Origin of the sequence: Azohydromonas australica DSM 1124, assembly GCF_000430725.1 — a bacterium.
Lineage (GTDB): Bacteria > Pseudomonadota > Gammaproteobacteria > Burkholderiales > Burkholderiaceae_C > Azohydromonas > Azohydromonas australica.
The window spans coordinates 174703-194131 of record NZ_KE387213.1; the positions used below are offsets into that span (position 1 = coordinate 174703).

Annotated in this window: 18 protein-coding genes; 10 read left to right on the top strand and 8 right to left on the bottom strand. The window is 70.9% G+C overall.

Annotated elements, in window-relative coordinates:
* Positions 1 to 60 precede the first annotated feature (60 nt).
* Positions 61 to 1290, bottom strand: a complete 1230-nt coding sequence (locus H537_RS0135185) for a geranylgeranyl reductase family protein (protein ID WP_043461457.1) — start codon at positions 1288 to 1290, stop codon at positions 61 to 63.
* Between the two features lie 237 nt (positions 1291 to 1527).
* Between H537_RS0135185 and H537_RS47345 the strand changes: the two genes are divergently transcribed.
* A complete protein-coding gene (locus H537_RS47345) occupies positions 1528 to 2124 on the top strand; it encodes a DUF2062 domain-containing protein (protein ID WP_051244325.1) in 597 nt (198 codons plus the stop codon).
* 148 nt (positions 2125 to 2272) lie between these two features.
* Here H537_RS47345 and H537_RS0135195 read toward each other — a convergent pair whose 3' ends face one another.
* A complete protein-coding gene (locus H537_RS0135195) occupies positions 2273 to 4468 on the bottom strand; it encodes a malate synthase G (RefSeq protein ID WP_029001634.1) in 2196 nt (731 codons plus the stop codon).
* A 25-nt stretch (positions 4469 to 4493) separates the two neighbouring features.
* Entirely contained in the window at positions 4494 to 5177 is a 684-nt protein-coding gene (locus tag H537_RS0135200) for a haloacid dehalogenase type II (protein ID WP_029001635.1), read from the bottom strand.
* A 181-nt stretch (positions 5178 to 5358) separates the two neighbouring features.
* Here H537_RS0135200 and H537_RS0135205 point away from each other — a divergent pair, with 181 nt between their 5' ends.
* Positions 5359 to 6273 (top strand): LysR family transcriptional regulator, encoded by a 915-nt coding sequence (locus tag H537_RS0135205; protein WP_029001636.1) that lies wholly within the window; start codon positions 5359 to 5361, stop codon positions 6271 to 6273.
* A gap of 73 nt (positions 6274 to 6346) precedes the next feature.
* Here H537_RS0135205 and H537_RS0135210 read toward each other — a convergent pair whose 3' ends face one another.
* Complete coding sequence (locus H537_RS0135210) at positions 6347 to 6685, bottom strand: PsiF family protein (protein ID WP_029001637.1); 339 nt, start codon at positions 6683 to 6685, stop codon at positions 6347 to 6349.
* A 104-nt stretch (positions 6686 to 6789) separates the two neighbouring features.
* Complete coding sequence (locus H537_RS0135215) at positions 6790 to 8145, bottom strand: serine/threonine-protein kinase (protein WP_156902143.1); 1356 nt, start codon at positions 8143 to 8145, stop codon at positions 6790 to 6792.
* 58 nt (positions 8146 to 8203) lie between these two features.
* Here H537_RS0135215 and argS point away from each other — a divergent pair, with 58 nt between their 5' ends.
* The 7 genes from argS (at position 8204) to H537_RS0135250 (ending at position 15771) form a co-directional block, all read left to right on the top strand.
* Complete coding sequence (gene argS, locus H537_RS0135220) at positions 8204 to 9913, top strand: arginine--tRNA ligase (protein ID WP_029001639.1); 1710 nt, start codon at positions 8204 to 8206, stop codon at positions 9911 to 9913.
* A complete protein-coding gene (locus H537_RS0135225) occupies positions 9910 to 10668 on the top strand; it encodes an SPOR domain-containing protein (RefSeq protein ID WP_029001640.1) in 759 nt (252 codons plus the stop codon). The genes argS and H537_RS0135225 overlap by 4 nt, the downstream gene beginning before the upstream one ends.
* A gap of 77 nt (positions 10669 to 10745) precedes the next feature.
* Positions 10746 to 11387, top strand: a complete 642-nt coding sequence (locus H537_RS0135230) for a thiol:disulfide interchange protein DsbA/DsbL (RefSeq protein WP_029001641.1) — start codon at positions 10746 to 10748, stop codon at positions 11385 to 11387.
* Between the two features lie 150 nt (positions 11388 to 11537).
* Positions 11538 to 12059 carry a lipopolysaccharide transport periplasmic protein LptA gene (lptA, locus tag H537_RS47350; RefSeq protein WP_169517154.1) on the top strand — a complete coding sequence of 174 codons (522 nt, stop codon included), beginning with the start codon at positions 11538 to 11540 and terminating at the stop codon, positions 12057 to 12059.
* Positions 12059 to 12844 carry an LPS export ABC transporter ATP-binding protein gene (gene lptB, locus H537_RS0135240; protein ID WP_043461459.1) on the top strand — a complete coding sequence of 262 codons (786 nt, stop codon included), beginning with the start codon at positions 12059 to 12061 and terminating at the stop codon, positions 12842 to 12844. Before lptA ends, lptB begins: the two co-directional genes overlap by 1 nt.
* 22 nt (positions 12845 to 12866) lie before the next feature.
* A complete protein-coding gene (locus H537_RS0135245; RefSeq protein ID WP_029001643.1) occupies positions 12867 to 14384 on the top strand; it encodes an RNA polymerase factor sigma-54 in 1518 nt (505 codons plus the stop codon).
* A 133-nt stretch (positions 14385 to 14517) separates the two neighbouring features.
* Positions 14518 to 15771 carry a THUMP domain-containing class I SAM-dependent RNA methyltransferase gene (locus tag H537_RS0135250; RefSeq protein ID WP_029001644.1) on the top strand — a complete coding sequence of 418 codons (1254 nt, stop codon included), beginning with the start codon at positions 14518 to 14520 and terminating at the stop codon, positions 15769 to 15771.
* A gap of 37 nt (positions 15772 to 15808) precedes the next feature.
* Here the strand turns inward: H537_RS0135250 and H537_RS0135255 are convergent, their stop codons facing one another.
* Entirely contained in the window at positions 15809 to 16540 is a 732-nt protein-coding gene (locus tag H537_RS0135255) for a 16S rRNA (uracil(1498)-N(3))-methyltransferase (RefSeq protein ID WP_029001645.1), read from the bottom strand.
* 89 nt (positions 16541 to 16629) lie between these two features.
* Here H537_RS0135255 and H537_RS0135260 point away from each other — a divergent pair, with 89 nt between their 5' ends.
* The gene (locus tag H537_RS0135260) at positions 16630 to 17418 is read left to right on the top strand and encodes a sulfite exporter TauE/SafE family protein (protein WP_043461461.1); all 789 of its coding nucleotides are present in this window, start codon (positions 16630 to 16632) and stop codon (positions 17416 to 17418) included.
* A 69-nt stretch (positions 17419 to 17487) separates the two neighbouring features.
* Here the strand turns inward: H537_RS0135260 and H537_RS0135265 are convergent, their stop codons facing one another.
* Both H537_RS0135265 and H537_RS53875 read right to left on the bottom strand, forming a co-directional pair.
* On the bottom strand, positions 17488 to 19182 hold the full coding sequence (locus tag H537_RS0135265; RefSeq protein WP_029001647.1) for a long-chain-fatty-acid--CoA ligase: 1695 nt from the start codon (positions 19180 to 19182) through the stop codon (positions 17488 to 17490).
* A gap of 157 nt (positions 19183 to 19339) precedes the next feature.
* Positions 19340 to 19429, bottom strand: a 90-nt coding sequence (locus H537_RS53875; protein ID WP_156902144.1) for an NAD(P)(+) transhydrogenase (Re/Si-specific) subunit beta, incomplete at its 5' end; no start/stop codon positions are given.

Sequence of the window (19429 nt, forward strand, 5' to 3'; positions counted from 1 at the left end):
GGCGCGGCCCGCGGCGGGAGGCCCGCCACCGGCCGCGGTCTTGGATCCTCGGACCGCCCCTTACTGCCCGGGCACGAGCAGCTTCATCAGCCCGCGCACGGTCAGCAGGTGGCCGGGGTTGCTGCGCTCGTCCAGCACGCCGCTCAGACGCCGCAGGATCGACGGGCTCTGCCGCGCGCGCCAGATCACCAAGTCGGCCAGCCAGGGATGGTCGTTGATCCGGTTGGCCTTCTCGTAGAGGGAGAAGCGCGTGCGCAGTGCCTGCATCGACTCCTCGTAGCGCGCGCGCACCTGCGCATCGGACAGCGACTCCGGACGCGCTGCCTGCAGCGCCTGCGCCGCCAGCAGGCCCGTCTCCATGGCCTTGCCGATGCCCTCGCCGGTGAAGGCATAAGTGCTGCCCGCGGCCTCGCCGCACACCAGCATTCCGGAGCGCGACCAGCGCGCGCCGGTGAGCGAGCAGCGCAGCGGCGCGCCCTTGAGCTCGCCCACCATCTCGCCCTCGGCCATCAGCTCGCGCGCCGGGGCATAGACCTCGGTGAAGTCCGCGAACAGCTGGCGCAGGTTCACGGGCTGCATGTGGCCATGGCCCTGCGCGTCGGCCTGGTGGCTGCCCAGCAGCCCGGCGCCGATGTTGAACACGCCTCCCGGTCCCGGAAAGATCCAGCCGTAGCCGCCGCGCAGCTTGCGGTGCCACACCACTTCCAGCGCATGCAGCCGCTGCGCCAAGCCCTCGTGGCGCACATGGGCCCGCAGCGCCACGCCGCTGGGCGTGTGGCGCTCGCACAGCCCGGCGGCGATGAGGGCCTGCGGCTTCGCCCCGGTGGCCAGCACCACCCAGCGCGCCGACACCTCCAGCGGCTGCCCGTCCACGCGCAGCCGCGCGCCCACCACCCGCTCGCCCTCGACCAGCGGCGCCTCGAAGCGTGCCGGCGCCAGCCAGCGCACGCCGGCGCGCCGCGCCGCCGTGCACAGGATCATGTCCAGCTCGCGCCGCGGCAGCACCGCCATCGTGCCGGGCACGTCCACGCGGCCGCCGCGCGGGCCGATGCAAGCCACGTGCGAGACGCGTTGCGCCTGCGCCATCACCTCCTCGAACACGTTCAGGCGCCGCAGCGCCGCCAGTGCGTCCGGGATCAGGCCGTCGCCGCAGATCTTCTCGCGCGGGAACGCCTGCTCGTCCACCAGCAGCACGTCCAGGCCGGCGCGCGCCAGCATCTGCGCGCACGCGCTGCCGGCCGGCCCGGCGCCCACGACCAGCACCTCACAGGCTTGGTTGATGTTCTCCATGGTGGCCGGGATTCTAGGCAGGGCCCGTGCTTGACCCGGGTCAACCCGCCGCCCGGCGGCTGCGGCTGACGCCCTGGGCGCGGTACTGCGCAGCCTGCGAAGGCGCCCTCGAACCGCGGCACGCCGGCAGGCTCAGCGCGTGAGCCCTTGACGGCGCGGCGCAACCCCTGCTTTCCCCCTGTCGCGGGGCGCTGAACAGGGCAGCACCCTGCGACGCTTGGTGCCATGCTGCAAGCCATGCGCCTGCCCGTCGACCGCTTTGCCTTCAAGGCCGCCACCTGCCTCGGCCGCTTCAGGCCCACGCCGGAGACGCTGGGGCGGCAGCGATGGCTGCGCTGGCTCGGCCCCTCCATCGCGCATCCCGGGCTCTGGACCGTGAACCGCCACGCCATCGCGCTGGGCCTGGCCATCGGCATGTTCTTCGGGCTGCTCATCCCCATCGCGCAGATGCCGCTGTCGGCCGCCGCCGCGGTGCTGCTGCGCGCCAACCTGCCCGCGGCGGTGGTCAGCACCTTCGTCACCAACCCGGTGACGGTGGCGCCGCTGTACTACGCCGCCTGGCGCCTGGGCGCCACGGTGCTGGGCGAGCCTGACCCGGACGCGCCGCCGGTGCTGGCCACTTCCGCCGCGGCCCGCGCCGAGGCGCCGGCGCCGGAACAGCCCTGGTGGCGCGCGCTGTGGCAGCGCCTGCAGGGCGTGGGCAAGCCGCTGCTGCTGGGCCTGGCACTGATGGCCACCCTCACCGGGCTGGCCGCCTACGTGGTGGTCAGCGCCCTGTGGTGGCTGGTGCAGTGCTGGCGCCGCGCCCCGGACGCGGGCGGCGACCCGCGCTGAAGGCGCCTCCAGGCACCCCCATCAACGAAAGAGGCCGCTGTCGCGGCCTCTTTGCATTTCCTGCATTTCCGGGCCCGGCGGCACGCGGGTGCCGCCGGGGTCCCTGCGCCGCCACGGCGGGCGGCGCAGCCCCGGTGCCGGGCCCCGATCAGGCCGTGCCGGCCTTGACCTTCAGGCGCCAGGCGTGCAGCAGCGGCTCGGTATAGCCGCTGGGCTGCTCCAGGCCCTTGAAGACCAGGTCGCACGCGGCCTTGAAGGCGGCGCTGGTGTCGAAGTTGCCGGCCATGGGCTTGTAGGACGGGTCGCCCGCGTTCTGCTCGTCCACCACGCGCGCCATGCGCTGCAGCGTCTGCATCACCTGCTCCTGGTTCGTCACGCCGTGGTGCAGCCAGTTGGCGATGTGCTGGCTGGAGATGCGCAGCGTGGCGCGGTCTTCCATCAGGCCGACGTTGTGGATGTCGGGCACCTTGGAGCAGCCCACGCCGGCGTCCACCCAGCGCACCACGTAGCCCAGGATGCCCTGGCAGTTGTTGTCCAGCTCCTGCTGCACCTCGGCGGCGCTCCACTTGGCCTCGGCCACCACGGGGATGGTCAGCAGCCCGGTGAGCAGCGTGTCGCGCTCGGCGGCGGCGTCGATCTTCTCCAGCTCCTGCTGCACCTGGGCCACGCTGACCTGGTGGTAGTGCAGTGCGTGCAGCGTGGCGGCGGTGGGCGAGGGCACCCAGGCGGTGTTGGCGCCGGACTTCGGGTGCGCGATCTTCTGCTCCAGCATCGCGGCCATCAAGTCGGGCATGGCCCACATGCCCTTGCCGATCTGGGCGCGGCCGCGCAGCCCGCAGGACAGGCCCACCAGCACGTTGTTGCGCTCGTAGGCCTGGATCCAGGCGCTGGTCTTCATGTCGCCCTTGCGCAGCATCGGGCCGGCCTGCATGGCGCTGTGCATCTCGTCGCCGGTGCGGTCCAGGAAGCCGGTGTTGATGAAGGCCACACGCGCGGCGGCCGCGGCGATGCAGGCCTGCAGGTTGACGCTGGTGCGGCGCTCCTCGTCCATGATGCCCAGCTTCACCGTGTGCTTGGGCAGGCCCAGCAGTTCCTCGACGCGGCCGAACAGCTCATCGGCGAAGCCCACTTCCGCCGGGCCGTGCATCTTGGGCTTCACGATGTAGACCGAGCCCGTGCGCGAGTTGCGCAGGCCGTTGGCACCGTGGCCCTGCAGGTCGTGCAGCGCGATGGTGGTGGTGATGACGGCGTCCATGATCCCTTCGGGGATCTCGCGGCCCTCGTCGCCCCACAGGATGGCCGGGTTGGTCATCAGGTGGCCGACGTTGCGCAGGAACATCAGCGAGCGGCCGTGCAGCCGCACTTCGCCGTTGGGCCCGTTGTAGATGCGGTCGGCGTTCAGGCCGCGAGTAAAAGTCTTGCCGCCCTTGGAGACCTGCTCGGTGAGCGTGCCCTTGAGGATGCCCAGCCAGTTGGCGTAGGCCAGCGTCTTGTCGGCGGCGTCCACCGCGGCGACGGAGTCTTCCAGGTCCAGGATGGTGGACAGCGCGGCTTCCACCACCACGTCGCTCACGCCGGCGGCGTCGGAGGCGCCGATGGTGGTGCCGCGGTCGATGCGGATGTCCACGTGCAGCCCGTTGTGCACCAGCAGCACCGACGAAGGCTCACCGGCCTCGCCCTGCCAGCCCACCAGCTGCGCCGGATCGGCCAGCGCGGCGCGGGTGCCGTCCTTGAGCGTGACGGCGAGCTGGCCGCCCTCGACGCGGTAGGCCGTGGCGTCGCGGTGCGAGCCCTGCGCCAGCGGGGCGGCCTGGTCCAGGAAATTGCGCGCGAACTCGATCACGCGCTGGCCGCGCACCGGGTTGTAGCCCTGGCCCTTCTCGGCGCCGTCGGTCTCGGGCAGCGCGTCCGTGCCGTACAGGGCGTCGTACAGCGAGCCCCAGCGCGCGTTGGCGGCATTCAGGGCGTAGCGGGCGTTGAGGATGGGCACCACCAGCTGCGGGCCGGCCTGCAGCGCCAGCTCGGCGTCCACGTTGGAGGTCGTGGCCTTGGCGCCCTGCGGCTGCGGCAGCAGGTAGCCGATGGACTCCAGGAAGCCGCGGTAGGCCGCCATGTCCGTGATCGGGCCGGGATTGGCGCGGTGCCAGTTGTCGAGCTCGGTCTGCAGGCGGTCGCGCTCGGCCAGCAGCGCGGCGTTGCGCGGCGCCAGGTCGGCCACGATGGCGTCGAAGCCGGCCCAGAAGCGCGCGCTGTCGATGCCGGTGCCCGGCAGGACCTGGTCCTCGACGAAGCGGTAAAGCTCGGTGGCAACCTGGAGGCGATGGACGGTGGTGCGTGCAGTCATGTTCGGGCTCGCGTTCAAAGAAAGGTCAGTCGGGAAAGAAGCCCAGCACGTCGCGCAAGCTGCTGCCGCGACGCGTGGGCTCGGTGTCCAGCGGGTCCAGCGGACCCCCGGAGCGGTTCACCCACAGCGTGGTGTAGCCGTACCAGGTGGCGCCGATGGCGTCCCAGCCGTTGCTGGAAACGAAAAGGATCTGGCGCGCGGGCAACTGCAGGGCCTGCGGGCCCAGCGCGTAGGCAGCCGGATCGGTCTTGAAGCGGCGCACGGCGTGCACCGACAGCAGTGGGTCGATCAGCTCGGCAAAGCCCGCGCTGCGCACGGCCACCCCCAGCATTTCCGGGTCGCCGTTGCTCAGGATGCCGGCGCGGATGCCGCGCGCCCTCAGCGCCTGCAGCACCTCCAGGTTCTCCGGGAAGGCGCTCAGGTGCCGGTACTGGTTCATCAGCCGCTCCTCGTCCGCCGCCGGCAGCGGCAGGCCCAGGCGCTGCGCCGCGAAGCGCAGCCCGGCGCGGGTGAGGTCCCAGAAGGGTTGGTAGCGCCCGCTCATGGTCAGCAGCCGCGTGTACTCGATCTGCTTGTCCCGCCACAGCTGCGCCAGCGCCTCGCCACGGCGCGGATAGAGCTGCTCGGCCAGCAACGACACGCTGTAGACATCGAACAGCGTGCCGTAGGCGTCGAAGAGCACCGCGCGCGGCGTGAGAGGGGCATCCATAAGCGGGAATTTATTCCATCGCTGTGCACACATTAAGAACGTCAATTGCTAAAGATTAGTGACTTCCAAGTAAAAATGAACCGAAGCCACTGGCCTGTCCCTTGCGATAACGCTCGATTTGGTCAGTGATCAGCGGTCAATACGTGTCCATTGATGCGTTGGCGTGCACTACGCTTGCGGCATGGACCGCCTCAAGCAGATCGAATCGTTCGTTGCCGTCGCCGCCAAGGGCAGCCTCACCGCCGCGGCGCAAGCCGAAGGGGTGGCGCCGGCCGTGATCGGGCGCCGCATCGATGCGCTGGAGGAGCGCCTGGGCGTGAAGTTGCTGCTGCGCACCACGCGGCGCATCACGCTCACGCACGAGGGCAGCGCCTTCCTGGAGGACGCGCAGCGCGTGCTGGCCGACCTGGCCAACGCCGAGGCCAGCGTCAGCGCCGGGGGCGTCAAGGCCAGCGGCCACCTGCGCATCACCGCGCCGGCGGGCTTCGGGCGCCGCCACGTCGCGCCGCTGGTGCCGCGCTTCCTGGCGCAGCACCCGGAGGTCAGCCTCTCGCTCAACCTCAGCGACCGGGTGGTGGACATCGTCAACGAGGGCTTCGACTGCGCGGTGCGCGTGGGCGACCTGCCCGATTCCAGCCTGGTGAGCGTGCGGCTGGCCGACAACCGCCGCCGCTGCGTGGCCTCGCCCGCCTACCTGCAGCGCGCGGGCGTGCCGCAGCACCCCGGCGAGCTGCAGCGCCACGAGTGCCTGACGCTGAGCTCCGAAGCCAGCCAGACGCGCGGCTGGGCCTTCATGGTGGACGGGCAGCTGCAGCACCTGCGCCCCAGCGGCCGGCTCGACTGCAGCGACGGCCAGGTGCTGCACGCGTGGTGCCTGGCCGGCCTGGGCCTGGCTTGGCGCAGCACCTGGGAGGTGGAGGCGGAGCTGGCGCGCGGCACGCTGCGCAGCGTGCTCGACGACTTCGCCGCCCCGCCCAACGGCATCTACGCCGTGTTCCCGCAGCGCCGTCACCTGCCGCTGCGGGTGCGGCTGTGGATCGACTTTCTCAAGCACAGCTGGGGCGACCCGCTGTACTGGCAATCGGCCGTGGGCTGAGAACGCTGCGCCCGGGCAGCAAAAAGCCCGGCCGGGCCGGGCTTTGGCGGGACGAAATCCGCGCGCGGCGGCTTCAGGCCTTCTTGGCCAGGCACTCCTTCATGAAGGCCTTGCGGTCGTCGCCCTTCTTGCCGTCGGCCTGCGTGTTGCATTCCTTCATCCGGCTTTGCTGCGGCGTGGCGGCCGTGGACGTGGCGTCACTGCCCTTGGCCGACAGGCATTCCTTCATGAAGGCCTTGCGGTCGTCGCCCTTCTTGCCCTCGGCCTGCGTGTTGCACGACTTCATCTTGCTCTGCTGGGCCGTGGGGGCCTTGGCGGCGGGCTTGTCGGCCGGCGCGGCCGGGGCCGGGTCGGCCGCCTGGGCGGCGAAGGCACAGGCACACAACAGCGCTGCAAGAGCGGCTTTGGTCATGAAGCTCTCCTTCCTCTGGATGCGCGGCGACAGGCCGCAAGGCATTGAAGCAAAGCGCTTGCACTGCCACCAATGGGCACAAGCCCGCAGCCGCTTGGCGCGCGTCAGACGATGCGCCGCGGGTGCGCCAGCGCCTCGTGTGCGGCGTGCAGCCGCCGCACCAGCACGCGGATGAAGGCGGCGTCGAAGAGCTGCCGCGTGGAGGCGCTGAGCTGCGGCAGCGTCTCGGGCGTGAAGCTCACGGTGATGCAGGGCTGCGCCACCAGCACGTCGCTGCTGTAGGTGCGCAGCTCGGGGCTGGGCGCGAGGTAGGCCATCTCGCCCACCGAGGTGCCGGCGCCCAGCCGCGCCGTGATCTCGCCGTCGCGCCGCACCTCCACCTCGCCCTGCGCCAGGATGTGGAAGCTCGTGCCCTGCTCCCCCTTGCGGTAGAGCGCGTGCCCCACGGGGAAGCGCTGCCAGCGCGCGCGGTGCACCACCTCCCACAGCGCCACGTCGTCGAACTCGCCGAAGAACTCCAGCGTGCGCAGCAGGCCGAAACGCTCGGAGTCCAGCGGGGCCTGCAGCCGTCCCATCGGGATGAGCCGCCGCGACACCAGCTCCGCCAGGCGCTGCGCGAAGTCCTCCCAGGTGGCCGGGCGCTCCTGCGCCCGCTTGGCCAGCGCGGCGTGCACCAGCGCCTCCAGCGCCTCGGGCACGCCCTCGCGCAGGCTGGCCAGCGGTGGCGGTGCGGCGGTGTAGATCTGGCCCATCAGCGCCGCCTGCGTGGGCGCGTCGAAGGGCGCGCGCCCGCTGACGAGGTGGTAGAGCACCGCGCCCAGCGAGTACATGTCCGAGCGCGCGTCCAGCGCGGCGCCGTCGAGCTGCTCGGGCGACATGTACGACAGCGAACCGACGCGGAACACCTGCGTGCGGTCCGACTCCAGCTGCAGCACGCTGCCGAAGTCGCTGATCTTGATGTCCACCACCTGCTCGCGCTGCAGCAACGCCAGCACGTTGGCCGGCTTCACGTCGCGGTGGATCAGCCCCTGGCGGTGCACGTAGCCCAGCGCCATCGCGCACTTGAAGCCGATCTCCACGATCTGCTCCAGCGGCAGCAGCCGGTCGGGGCGGCAGAAGTGGCGCAGCGTGGTGCCGGGCACGTACTCCATCACCAGGTACGGCGCCTTGGCGTCGGGCACCGCGTCCAGGATCTGCACCACGTTGGGATGCTGCAGCTTGCCCACCAGCGCCGCCTCGGCGGCGAAGTAGCGCGCCTGCAGCTGCGGCATGGTGATGTCGCCGCCCAGCGCGGCGACCGGGTGCGCGCGCTTGATCGCCACTTCGCGGCCCAGGAAGTCGTCGCGCGCCAGGAACACCTCGCTGGTGGCGCCTTCGCCCAGCCGCGACAGCACCCGGTACTTGCCGATGGCGCGTGGCAGCGGGGCAGCGGGAACGGATGCGGCAGCATCGGCAGGCATGCGGACCATTGTGGCGCGCATCAGGGATGCCCCGAACCCCGCCTCGTAGAATCTACCGATGATCCAAGCCAAGCAGGAGCTGCTCGCCGCGCTGCGCGCAGCCGTCGCAGACATCGGCGCCGAAGCAAGCGCGCAATTCAGCTTCGAGTCGCCCAAGCAGGCCTCGCACGGCGACCTCGCCGTCACCGCCGCCATGGCGCTGGCCAAGTTGCTCAAGAAGAACCCGCGCGAGCTCGCGCAGCAGCTGGTACAGGCGCTGCAGGCGCAGCCGGCCGTGCAGCGCTGGGTGCAGTCGGTGGAAATCGCCGGCCCCGGCTTCATCAACCTGCGACTGGCCCCGGCGGCCAAGCAGCAGGTGGTGGCCGAGATCCGCGCCGGCGGCGATGCCTTCGGCCGCAAGGCAGACAACGGCCAGCGCCTGATGGTGGAGTTCGTCTCCGCCAACCCCACTGGCCCGCTGCACGTGGGCCACGGCCGCCAGGCCGCGCTGGGCGACTCGATCTGCAACCTGTTCGAGTCGCAGGGCTGGAACGTCACGCGCGAGTTCTATTACAACGACGCCGGCGTGCAGATCGGCACCCTGGCCGCCTCAACGCAGGCGCGCCTCAAGGGCCTGCAGCCCGGCGACGCCGAGTGGCCGGAGTCGGCCTACAACGGCGACTACATCGCCGACATCGCCGCCGACTTCAAGGCCGGCAAGACCGTCAAGGCCGACGACCGCGAGTTCACCGCCTCGGGGCAGCCCGAAGACATCGACAGCATCCGCCAGTTCGCCGTGGCCTACCTGCGCCACGAGCAGGACCTGGATCTCCAGGCCTTCGGCGTGCGCTTCGACAACTACTTCCTGGAGTCCAGCCTCTACGGCGACGGTCGCGTGCAGGCCACGGTGCAGAAGCTCGTCGACGCCGGCAAGACCTTCGAGGAAGGCGGCGCGCTGTGGCTGCGCTCCACCGACTACGGTGACGACAAGGACCGCGTGATGCGCAAGTCCGACGGCACCTTCACCTACTTCGTGCCCGACGTCGCCTATCACATCAACAAGTGGGAGCGCGGCTACACGAAGGTCGTGAACATCCAGGGCAGCGACCACCACGGCACCATCGCGCGCGTGCGCGCCGGGCTGCAGGCGGCCAATGTCGGCATCCCGCAGGGCTACCCGGACTACGTGCTGCACAAGATGGTCACGGTCATGAAGGGCGGCCAGGAGGTCAAGATCTCCAAGCGCGCCGGCAGCTACGTCACGCTGCGCGACCTCATCGACTGGACCAGCCGCGACGCGGTGCGCTTCTTCCTCATCAGCCGCAAGGCCGACACCGAGTTCGTGTTCGACGTGGACCTCGCGCTCAAGCACAGCGACGAGAACCCGGTCTTCTACGTGCAGTACGCGCATGCGCGCATCTGCTCGGTGCTGGCGCAGTTCGGGCGCGAGGTGCCGGCCGACGCCGACCTGTCGCTGCTGTCCGCGCCCACCGAGCTGGCGCTGATGATGAAGCTGGCCGAGTTCCCGCAGGTGCTCGAACGCGCCGCGGGCGACCTCGCGCCGCACGACATCGCCTTCTACCTGCGCGACGTCGCCGCCGCGTTCCACAGCTACTACGCCGCCGAGCGCTTCCTGGTGGATGACGCGGCGCTGGCCGGGGCGCGCATGGCGCTGCTGTCGGCCACGCGCCAGGTGCTGCGCAACGCGCTGGCGCTGCTGGGCGTGTCGGCGCCGCAGGCGATGCAGCGCGGCGAAGAAACCGCTCCCGCGGCCAGCGTGCAGCCATGAAGTACCAGAAGGGCGGCTTCGGCGTAGGCATCGTCATCGGGCTGCTGGTCGGCCTGGGACTGGCGTTGGGCGTGGCGCTGTACGTGACCAAGGTGCCCGTACCCTTCGTGGACAAGGTGCCGCAGCGCACGCCCGAGCAGGAGGCGGCCGAGGCCGAGCGCAACAAGCGCTGGGATCCCAACGCGCCGCTGGCGGGCAAGCGCTCGCCGCCGCCGCCCGCGGAAGCCCCGGCCCCGGCGCCCGTGCCCGCCGATCCCGGTGTGGCGCCGCTGCCCGCGCCGCCGGCCGAGCCGCCGCGCAGCACCGCCACGGCGCCGGTCACGCCGCCCACGGCGCCCGAGGCCGTCACCCCGCGCACGCGCCCGGCCCCGCCGCCGGCCGTCCCGGCCACGCCGCCCGCGGCCAAGTCCACGCGCGACCCCGCGGCCATCCTCTCCGGCAGCGAGAGCGCCACGCCCCCGTCGGTCACAAATCCGACGCCTTCGACCACGACGCGGTCCACCCGCGCCGAGGCTGATGCGTTCACGTACTTCGTGCAGGTGGGTGCCTTCTCGCGCGTGGAAGACGCCGAGCAGCAGCGCGCGCGGCTGGCGATGCTGGGCTACACGGCCCGCGTCACCGAGCGCGAGCAGAGCGGCCGGACCGTCTTCCGCGTGCGGCTGGGACCCTTCGAACGCAAAGAAGAGGCCGAGATGACGCAGGACCGCCTGCGCGGCAGCACCATCGAATCGGCCCTGGTGCGCGTGGAGCGTTGAGCGCCCGGAGACAAGACTTCCGAGCCCTGGCGGGCCGCCTCCCCCGCCGTGGCCTTTGACCCGAGGAACCGGAACACATGAAACGTCGTGAATTCACCTGCGCCCTGGCCGCCGCCGGGCTGGCCCTGGGTGCTTCCCCCGCCGCGCAGGCCCAGGCCGGCTTCACCGAAGGCAAGGACTACGTGAAGCTGGGCACCCCGGTGCCCACGTCCTCGCCGGGCAAGATCGAGGTGGTCGAGTTCTTCTGGTACGGCTGCCCGCACTGCAACGCCTTCGAGCCGCAGCTCGATGCCTGGAGCAAGAAGGTGCCCGCCGACGTGGCCTTCCGCCGCGTGCCCGTGGCCTTCACGGCGCTGCACGAGACGCATGCCCGCGTGTTCTACGCGCTGGAGGCGATGGGGCAAGTCGAGGCGATGCACCGCAAGGTCTTCGCCGCCATCCACCAGCAGCGCAAGCGCCTGGACAAGGACGCCGACATCGTCGCCTTCATGAGCGAGAACGGCGTGGACGGCGCCAAGTTCACCGAGGCCTTCAAGTCCTTCGGCGTGGCCACCAAGGTGCGCCAGGCCAAGGCGCTGTCCGAGGCCTACAAGATCGACGGCGTGCCCTCCATGGGCGTCCAGGGCCGCTTCTTCACCTCCGGCTCGCTGGCCGGCTCCAACGAGCGCGCGCTGGCCACCACCGAATACCTGATCGGCGTGGTGCGCAAGAGCGGCTGATGACGTCGGCGCGCCGGCCGTGACAATTCACCGGGCCGGCGCCTTTCCCGACCAGGACGCGCGCCGGCGGCGCGCGGGGCACGAACTGTGGCTAGAATGGTCTGCAAGTTTCGTGCCCTTATGAGCCCATACCGCCTCCGAACCCTATGCATGAGCGCCGCGCTGGCCCTGGCCGGCGGCGCCGTCCAGGCCGACCAGGCCGACCGCAGCCAGCCGCTGGTGATCGAGGCCAACAAGCCCGGCACGGTGGACATGCTCAAGCAGGTTGTCGTCTTCAACGGCAACGTGCTGGTGACGCAGGGCACCATGCGCATCAAGGCCGAGCGCATGGAGCTGCGCGAGGTGGGCGAGGGCCACCGCACCGCCACCGCACTGGGCGTGCCGGGGACGCAGGCCACCTTCCGCCAGAAGCGCGAGGGCCTGGACGAGTACATCGAGGGCACGGCCGACCGCATCGACTACGACAGCCGCAGCGACCTGCTCAAGCTCACCGGCAACGCCCACGTGCGGCGCCTGCGCGGCAGCAGCGTGGCCGACGAGATCACCGGCGAGCTCATCACCTACGACAACCGCGCCGAGCTCTTCAGCGTGGCCGGCAACAACGCCTCGGGCGGCCGCGTGCGCGCCGTGCTCACGCCACCGCCGCCGGCCGCGTCCGGCGCCTCGCGCTGATGAGCGCCGCCCTGAGCGCCATCCCGGACACGCAGCCGGCCCCGGCCAGCCGGCTCGAAGCCGAGGGCCTGCAGAAGCGCTACGGGCCGCGCCAGGTGGTCAAGGAAGTGCACCTGGCCGTGGGCGCGGGCGAGGTGGTGGGGCTGCTGGGCCCCAACGGCGCGGGCAAGACCACGACTTTCTACATGGTGGTGGGCCTGGTGCGGGCGGATGCGGGGCGCATCCTCATCGACGGGCAGGAGGTGCAGCAGCGCCCCATCCACCAGCGCTCGCGGCTGGGGCTGTCGTACTTGCCGCAGGAAGCCTCGATCTTCCGCAAGCTCACGGTCGAGGAGAACGTGCGCGCGGTGCTGGAGCTGCAGCTCGACGCGCAGGGCCGGCCGCTCAAGGCGCAGGCCATCTCCACCATGCTGGAAGAGCTGCTGTCGGAGCTGGGCATCGAGAAGCTGCGACACAGCCCGGCGCCGGCGCTCTCCGGCGGCGAGCGCCGCCGCGTGGAGATCGCCCGCGCGCTGGCCACGCAGCCGCGCTTCATCCTGCTGGACGAGCCCTTCGCGGGCGTGGACCCGATCGCCGTGATCGAGATCCAGCGAATCATCGGATTCCTCAAGGCACGCGGCATCGGCGTGCTGATCACGGACCACAACGTGCGCGAGACGCTGGGCATCTGCGACCGCGCCTACATCATCAGTGAGGGGCGCGTGCTGGCCGAAGGCACGCCGATGGAGATCGTCGAGAACGCCGACGTGCGCAAGGTCTACCTCGGCGAGCACTTCCGGATGTGAATGAACTGAAGTTGGGGAAGTCATGAAACCGTCCTTGCAAGTCCGGCTGTCGCAGCACTTGGCGCTGACGCCGCAGTTGCAGCAGTCGATCAGGCTGCTGCAGCTCTCGACGCTGGAACTGCACCAGGAAGTCGAGCAGATGCTCGAACAGAACCCGTTCCTGGAAGCCGACGAGGACGGTGTTCCCACCTACGAACAAAGCCTGGACCGCGCCGCCGCGCCCGAGCGCACCAGCAGCGAGAGCACCGAGCGCGACGACACCGACGGCCGCGACGACACCGACGTGAGCGGCGTGGACAGCGCCGAGTTCGGCGCCACCGAGCGCGAGGACTGGGAAAACGGCACCGAGCGCGACGACTTCGACGGCATCCGCGAGACGCCGTCCTCCGGCACCGGCGGCGACGAGGACTTCGAGCCCCAGGAGCGCGGCAGCGGCGGCGTCTCGCTGCAGGAGCACCTGCGCACGCAGCTGCTGGGCATGCGGCTGTCGGCGGAGGACGCCGCGGCGGTGCACGTGCTCATCGAGTCGCTCAACGACGACGGCTACCTGGCCGACCCGCTGGAGGAGATCGCCGCGCAGCTCATGCCCGGCGAGGGCGAGGAGATCGAGGAGGCGCGCGAGGACCTGCTGGGCCGGCTGCGCTGCGCGCTGCGCTGGCTGCAGAGCATGGAGCCCACCGGCGTGGGCGCGCGCGACCTCCCGGAATGCCTGGTACTGCAGCTGCAGACGCAGGAGCCCTGCGCGGCGCAGGCCGTGGCCGTCGCGGTGTGCCGCGAGCACCTGGATCTGCTGGCCCGGCGCGACACGCGCCGCCTCATGGCGCTCACGCATGCCGACGAGGACCTGCTGCGCGAGGCGCAGGCGCTCATCCGCGGCTGCGAGCCCAAGCCCGGGCGCCCCTTCACGCGCGCCGAGGCCAACATCGTCGTGCCCGACGTGATCGTGCAGAAGGCCGGCCGGGGCTGGAAGGTGGTGCTCAACCCGGACGTGATGCCCAAGCTGCGCATCAACGACCTCTACGCCCAAGCCATCCGCGGCCAGCGCAACGGCTCGGGCGCCGGACTGTCGGCACGGCTGCAGGAGGCGCGCTGGTTCATGAAGAACATCCTCCAGCGCTTCGACACCATCCTGCGCGTGTCCACCGCCATCGTGGAACGCCAGAAGGCCTTCTTCACCCACGGCGAGATCGCGATGAAGCCGCTGGTGCTGCGCGAGATCGCCGACGAGCTGGGGCTGCACGAGTCCACCATCTCGCGCGTGACCACGGCCAAGTACATGGCCACGCCTTACGGCACCTTCGAGCTGAAGTACTTCTTCGGCTCTTCGCTCAACACCGACGCCGGCGGCAACGCCTCCAGCACCGCGGTGCGCGCGCTCATCAAGCAGTTCATCGGCGCCGAGGACGCCAAGAAGCCGCTGTCGGACAGCCAGCTCAGCGCGATGCTGGAAGAGCAGGGCATCCAGGTGGCGCGCCGCACGGTGGCCAAGTACCGCGAGGCGCTCAAGATCGCGCCGGCCAACCTGCGCAAGGCGCTGTAACCCGCCGCCGCAGCTTTTTCTTTCCGAGCCCTTCGGCGCGTCCGGGGCCGCCTGGCAGCCCCGGCTTTGCGTGGGGTGCTGCCCGAGCCGGTCCGCGATTTGCCCCAGGGGCCTCCGCTCCAGGACCAATTCCGTGACCGAAACCGTTCTTTTCCTGCCTTGTGCCGCCGGGGTGGAGCCACTGCTCGCCGACGAAGTGCAGCGCATCACCGCGCTGGACGAGCGCGACATCGAGCCGCTGCGCGGCGGCGTGCGCGTGCACGGCCCGCTGTCCACGGCCCTGCAGCTCAACCTGCACAGCCGCCTGGCGCAGCGCGTGCTGCTGGAGCTGACCTGGGGCCCGTACCGCGACGAAGACGATCTTTACGAGCTGGCGCGTCGCGTGCGCTGGGAGGACTGGATCACGCCGCGCCAGACGCTGCGCGTGGACAGCACGGCGCAGCGCTCGCCGCTGCGCAGCCTCAACTTCGCCAACCTGCGCATCAAGGACGCGGTGTGCGACGTGATGCGCGAGCACTGCGGCGAGCGTCCCAGCGTGGACACGCGCCATCCCGATCTGCCGCTGGTGCTGCACCTGGGCCCGGAGCAGGCGATGCTCTACGTGGACCTCTCGGGCGAGGCCCTGTTCAAGCGCGGCTGGCGCGAGGTGCAGGGCGAGGCGCCGCTGAAGGAGACGCTGGCCGCGGCGATGCTGGCGGCCGCGGGCTGGCAGGGCCGCGCGGAGGACCCGCCGCTGCTGGACCCGTGCTGCGGCGCCGGCACCATCGCCATCGAGGCGGCGCAGCTGGCCTGCGGGGTTGCGCCCGGGCTGCAGCGGCGCTTCGCCTTCGAGCGCCTGGGGCCGTTCCGCGCGCTGCTGCCGCAGTGGCGCGAGTTGCAGCAGGCCGCGCGCGCTGCGGTGCACGCGCCGCGGACCCAGGTGTACGCCGGCGACGTCGCCTTCCGCATGACCGACTTCGCCACCCGCAACGCCGAGCGCGCCGGCGTGGCGCAGGCCATCCAGTTCAAGACGGCCGATGCGCTGCAGCGCCCGGCGCCCGCCGACGCGGGCGTGCTGATGCTCAACCCGCCCTACGGCGAGCGCCTGGCGCCCAAGGGCCACGGCCAGGCGCCGGCCGCGGCGCGCGAGAGCTTCGAGGGCGGCGGCAGCTCGGAGGCCTTCTTCGCCGGCCTGGCCTCGCACTGGAAGCGCCACTACGCCGGCTGGACCGCGTGGGTTCTCACGCCGGACATGAAATTGCCCTCGCTCATGCGGCTCAAGGAGAGCCGCCGCGTACCGATGTGGAACGGCCCCATCGAATGCCGGCTGTTCCGGTTCGACCTGGTGGCCGGCTCGGCACGCCGCGCAGCCCCCGCAACGCCCGGCGACGACGCGCCCGGCGCCTGAAGCGACTCCGATGAAGCGCTGCCCCTGGCTCCCGTGTTCAGCCGAGCGCGCTCACGCCCAGCCAGGACAGCGCCGCCAGCGGCGCGGTGTCGGCGCGCAGCACGCGCGAGCCCAGCGTCACGGGCATGAAGCCGTGGTCGCGCACGGTGGCCTCCTCGACGCTGGAGAGGCCGCCTTCCGGGCCGCTGAGGAAGGTCACGGGCTGCGACAGCGGAGAGGGCACGGCGCGCGGCAGGGGCTGCGTGTCCGCCGCCAGGCTCAGCACCAGGCGCTGGCCCGGCTCGGCATCGAGCTGCAGCCACTCGTGCAGCGTGCGCATGGGCAGCAGCACCGGCACGCGGTTGCGTCCGCACTGCTCGCACGCGGACACCGCCACGGCCTGCCAGTGCGCCACCTTGCGCGCGGCGCGCTCGTCGGCCAGGCGCAGCACCGAGCGCTCCATGAGCAGCGGCTGGATGGCGGCGACGCCGAGCTCGGCGGCCTTTTCCACCAGCGAGTCCATGCGGTCGTTGGCCGGCACGCCCAGCGCCAACGTCACCGGCATGGGCAGCTCGCGCTCCAGCGGCTCGTGCTCCAGCACCTGCACGCTCACCGAGCGCCGGCCCATCTGCAGCACCTGGGCGCGCCACTGGCCGCCCCGGCCATCGAACAGGGTCACGCTGGCGCCCGGCTGCAGGCGCAGTACCTGGACATGACGGGCTGCCGCCTCGGGCAGGTCGATTTCCGCGCCGGCCGACAAGGCCAGCGCCACATGCATACGGGGATTCATTGCGGCCGCGAGTGTGCCGCAGCACTGGGCGCCATCCGCGCTGCCGGAGCGCAGAGACGGGTCATCAACGGCTCGAAGGGAGTTTTGGCATGAATTTCGACGCACCGACAACCATTTCGGGCCTGCTGGTGGGCATCGTGGTGGGGCTCACCGGCGTGGGCGGCGGCGCCCTGATGACGCCGATCCTGGTGCTGTTCTTCGGCATCGCGCCGCAGACGGCCGTGGGTACCGACCTGCTGGTGGCTGCCGTCACCAAGATGTTCGGCACCGCCGTGCACCACCGCCACGGCAGCGTGGACTGGCAGGTGGTGCGCCGCCTGGCGCTGGGCAGCCTGCCCGCGGCGGCGCTGACGCTGGTGTGGATGCAGTGGTCGGGATCGCAGCGCGTGAGCGACGGCTTGATCATCAACGCCGTGGCCGTGGCGCTGATGGCCACCGCTGCGGGCATGTTGCTCAAGCCCTGGCTGCACCAGGCCGGGCGCCGCCAGCGCATCGGCCAGCCCGAGGTGTTCAAGAAGCTGCAGCGCTGGCTGACCTCGGTGGCCGGCGCGGTGCTGGGCGTGCTGGTGACGCTGACCTCCATCGGCGCCGGCGCACTGGGCACGGTGATGATGGTCCACCTCTACCCGCTGCGGCTGACGCCGCACAAGCTCGTGGGCACCGATCTCGCGCACGCCATCCCGCTGGCGCTCATCGCTGGCCTGGGCCACCTGTTCATCGGCAACGTCGACGGCACGCTGCTGGTGAACCTGCTGCTGGGCTCCATCCCCGGCGTGCTGCTGGGCTCGATGGTGGCCTCCAAGGTGCCCACGCGCTGGGTGCAAGGCTCGATCTCGGTGGTGCTTGTGACGGTGGGCGTGAAGATGCTGCTGCACTGAGCGCGCAGCCGACGCCACCTCTGGACCTCTTGAGGCCCCGGCACGCCGGGGCCTCGGCCTTTCAGGGCCTCAGGAATCGACCTTGGCCTGCTGCTGATCGCGCAGCTCGCGGCGCAGCACCTTGCCCACGGGCGACTTGGGCAGGTCGTTGCGGAACTCCACCACCTTGGGCCGCTTGTAGCCGGTGAGGTTGGCCTCGCAGTAGCCGCGCACCTGGTCCTCGGTGAGGGCGGGGTCCTTCTTGACGATGATCACCTTCACCGCCTCGCCGGCCTTGCCGTCGGGCACGCCCACCGCGGCGCACTCCAGCACGCCGGGCAGCTGCGTGAGCACGTCCTCGACCTCGTTCGGGTACACGTTGAAGCCGCTGACGAGGATCATGTCCTTCTTGCGGTCCACGATGCGGAAGTAGCCGCGCTCGTCCATGGTGCCGATGTCGCCGGTGCGGAAGAAGCCGTCGGCGGTCATGGCGCGCACGGTCTCGTCGGGGCGCTGCCAGTAGCCGGCCATGAGCTGCGGGCCGCGCACCGCGATTTCGCCGGGCTGCCCCGGCGGCACCGGGTTGCCGGCGTCGTCCAGCAAGGCCAGCTCGGTGCTGGGCAGCGGCAGCCCGATGGTGCCGTTGAACTGCGTGTTGTTCACCGGGTTGCACGACACGGAGGGCGAGGTTTCCGACAGCCCGTAGCCCTCGACGATGGCGCAGCCCGTCTTCTGCAGCCACAGCCGCGCCGTGGCCTGCTGTACCGCCATGCCGCCGCCCACGCAGATAACGAGGTGGCTCCAGTCCACCGTGCCGAAGTCCTTGTGGTTGGCCAGCGCGTTGAACAGCGTGTTGACCGCCGGGAAGCTGTGGAAGCGCTGCTTGGACAGCGTCTTGAGCAGCGCCGGCAGGTCGCGCGCGTTGGGGATGAGGATGCAGCAGCCGCCCACGCGCATGGACAGCAGCACGATCGTGGAGAAGCCGAAGATGTGATAGATCGGCAGCGCGCAGACGGTGACGAGCTGCTCGCCCTGCACGACCCGCCCCAGCGCCGGCTGGTACCAAGCCTCGGACTGCAGGATGTTGGCCACCAGGTTGCGATGCAGCAGCACCGCGCCCTTGCTCACGCCGGTGGTGCCGCCGGTGTACTGCAGCACCGCCACGTCGTCCGGGCCCACGGCGGGGAACTTGGGCGTCAGACCACGTCCGCGCGCCAGCGCGTCGTTGAAGCGGATCGCCTTGGGCAGCGAGAAGGCCGGCACCATCTTCTTGACGCGGCGCACCACGTGGTTCACCAGCGCGCCCTTGACGAAGCCGAGCAGGTCGCCCATGGCCGCCAGCACCACCGTGTGCAGCTGCGGCAGCTCGCCCAGCACGCGCTGCAGCGTGGCGGCGAAGTTCTCCAGCACCACGATGGCCTGGGCGCCCGAGTCGCGCAGCTGGTGCTCCAGCTCGCGCGCGGTGTAGAGCGGGTTGACGTTGACGACGATGCAGCCCGCGCGCAGCACCCCGGCCATGGCCACCAGGTACTGCGGCGTGTTGGGCAGCATGATCGCCACCCGGTCGCCCTTCTTGAGGCCTTGCGCCTGCAGGAAGGCGGCAAACGCGGCCGAGAGCGTGTCGATGCGCCCGTAATCGAAGCTGCGGCCGAGAAAGGTGCAGATGGGCAGGTTGCGGTGCCGCTGGAAGCTTTCTTCCAGCAGGGCCACCAGGGACGGGTACAGCGACGTGTCCACTTCTGCCGGCACGCCTTCGGGGTATTGGTTCAACCAGGTTTTTTCCATGTGCCGACAGCGAATCTCAACTGGGGACATTCTGTGCCGCCCCCGCAGGGCGGGCATGAGGGGATTCGATAGCGGCCCTCGTGCCTGGCGCATGCGAGCCGGACCGGCAATGAAAAAGGCCGCCCGCGGGCGGCCTCAGGGCGGGTTCGCGCCGTGGCTACTCCACGGCCTTGACCATGTCCTCCACGACCTTCTTGGCGTCGCCGAAGACCATCATGGTCTTGTCCATGTAGAACAGCTCGTTGTC

Coding starts and splice junctions, on each gene's coding strand:
- argS (WP_029001639.1), top strand. CDS start 8,204: ATGATCCAAGCCAAGCAGGAGCTGCTCGCCGCGCTGCGCGCAGCCGTC.
- H537_RS0135195 (WP_029001634.1), bottom strand. CDS start 4,468: ATGACTGCACGCACCACCGTCCATCGCCTCCAGGTTGCCACCGAGCTT.
- H537_RS0135245 (WP_029001643.1), top strand. CDS start 12,867: ATGAAACCGTCCTTGCAAGTCCGGCTGTCGCAGCACTTGGCGCTGACG.
- lptA (WP_169517154.1), top strand. CDS start 11,538: ATGAGCGCCGCGCTGGCCCTGGCCGGCGGCGCCGTCCAGGCCGACCAG.
- H537_RS0135230 (WP_029001641.1), top strand. CDS start 10,746: ATGAAACGTCGTGAATTCACCTGCGCCCTGGCCGCCGCCGGGCTGGCC.
- lptB (WP_043461459.1), top strand. CDS start 12,059: ATGAGCGCCGCCCTGAGCGCCATCCCGGACACGCAGCCGGCCCCGGCC.
- H537_RS0135265 (WP_029001647.1), bottom strand. CDS start 19,182: ATGGAAAAAACCTGGTTGAACCAATACCCCGAAGGCGTGCCGGCAGAA.
- H537_RS0135185 (WP_043461457.1), bottom strand. CDS start 1,290: ATGGAGAACATCAACCAAGCCTGTGAGGTGCTGGTCGTGGGCGCCGGG.
- H537_RS0135210 (WP_029001637.1), bottom strand. CDS start 6,685: ATGACCAAAGCCGCTCTTGCAGCGCTGTTGTGTGCCTGTGCCTTCGCC.
- H537_RS0135255 (WP_029001645.1), bottom strand. CDS start 16,540: ATGAATCCCCGTATGCATGTGGCGCTGGCCTTGTCGGCCGGCGCGGAA.
- H537_RS0135205 (WP_029001636.1), top strand. CDS start 5,359: ATGGACCGCCTCAAGCAGATCGAATCGTTCGTTGCCGTCGCCGCCAAG.
- H537_RS0135225 (WP_029001640.1), top strand. CDS start 9,910: ATGAAGTACCAGAAGGGCGGCTTCGGCGTAGGCATCGTCATCGGGCTG.
- H537_RS0135215 (WP_156902143.1), bottom strand. CDS start 8,145: ATGCCTGCCGATGCTGCCGCATCCGTTCCCGCTGCCCCGCTGCCACGC.
- H537_RS47345 (WP_051244325.1), top strand. CDS start 1,528: ATGCGCCTGCCCGTCGACCGCTTTGCCTTCAAGGCCGCCACCTGCCTC.
- H537_RS0135260 (WP_043461461.1), top strand. CDS start 16,630: ATGAATTTCGACGCACCGACAACCATTTCGGGCCTGCTGGTGGGCATC.
- H537_RS0135200 (WP_029001635.1), bottom strand. CDS start 5,177: ATGGATGCCCCTCTCACGCCGCGCGCGGTGCTCTTCGACGCCTACGGC.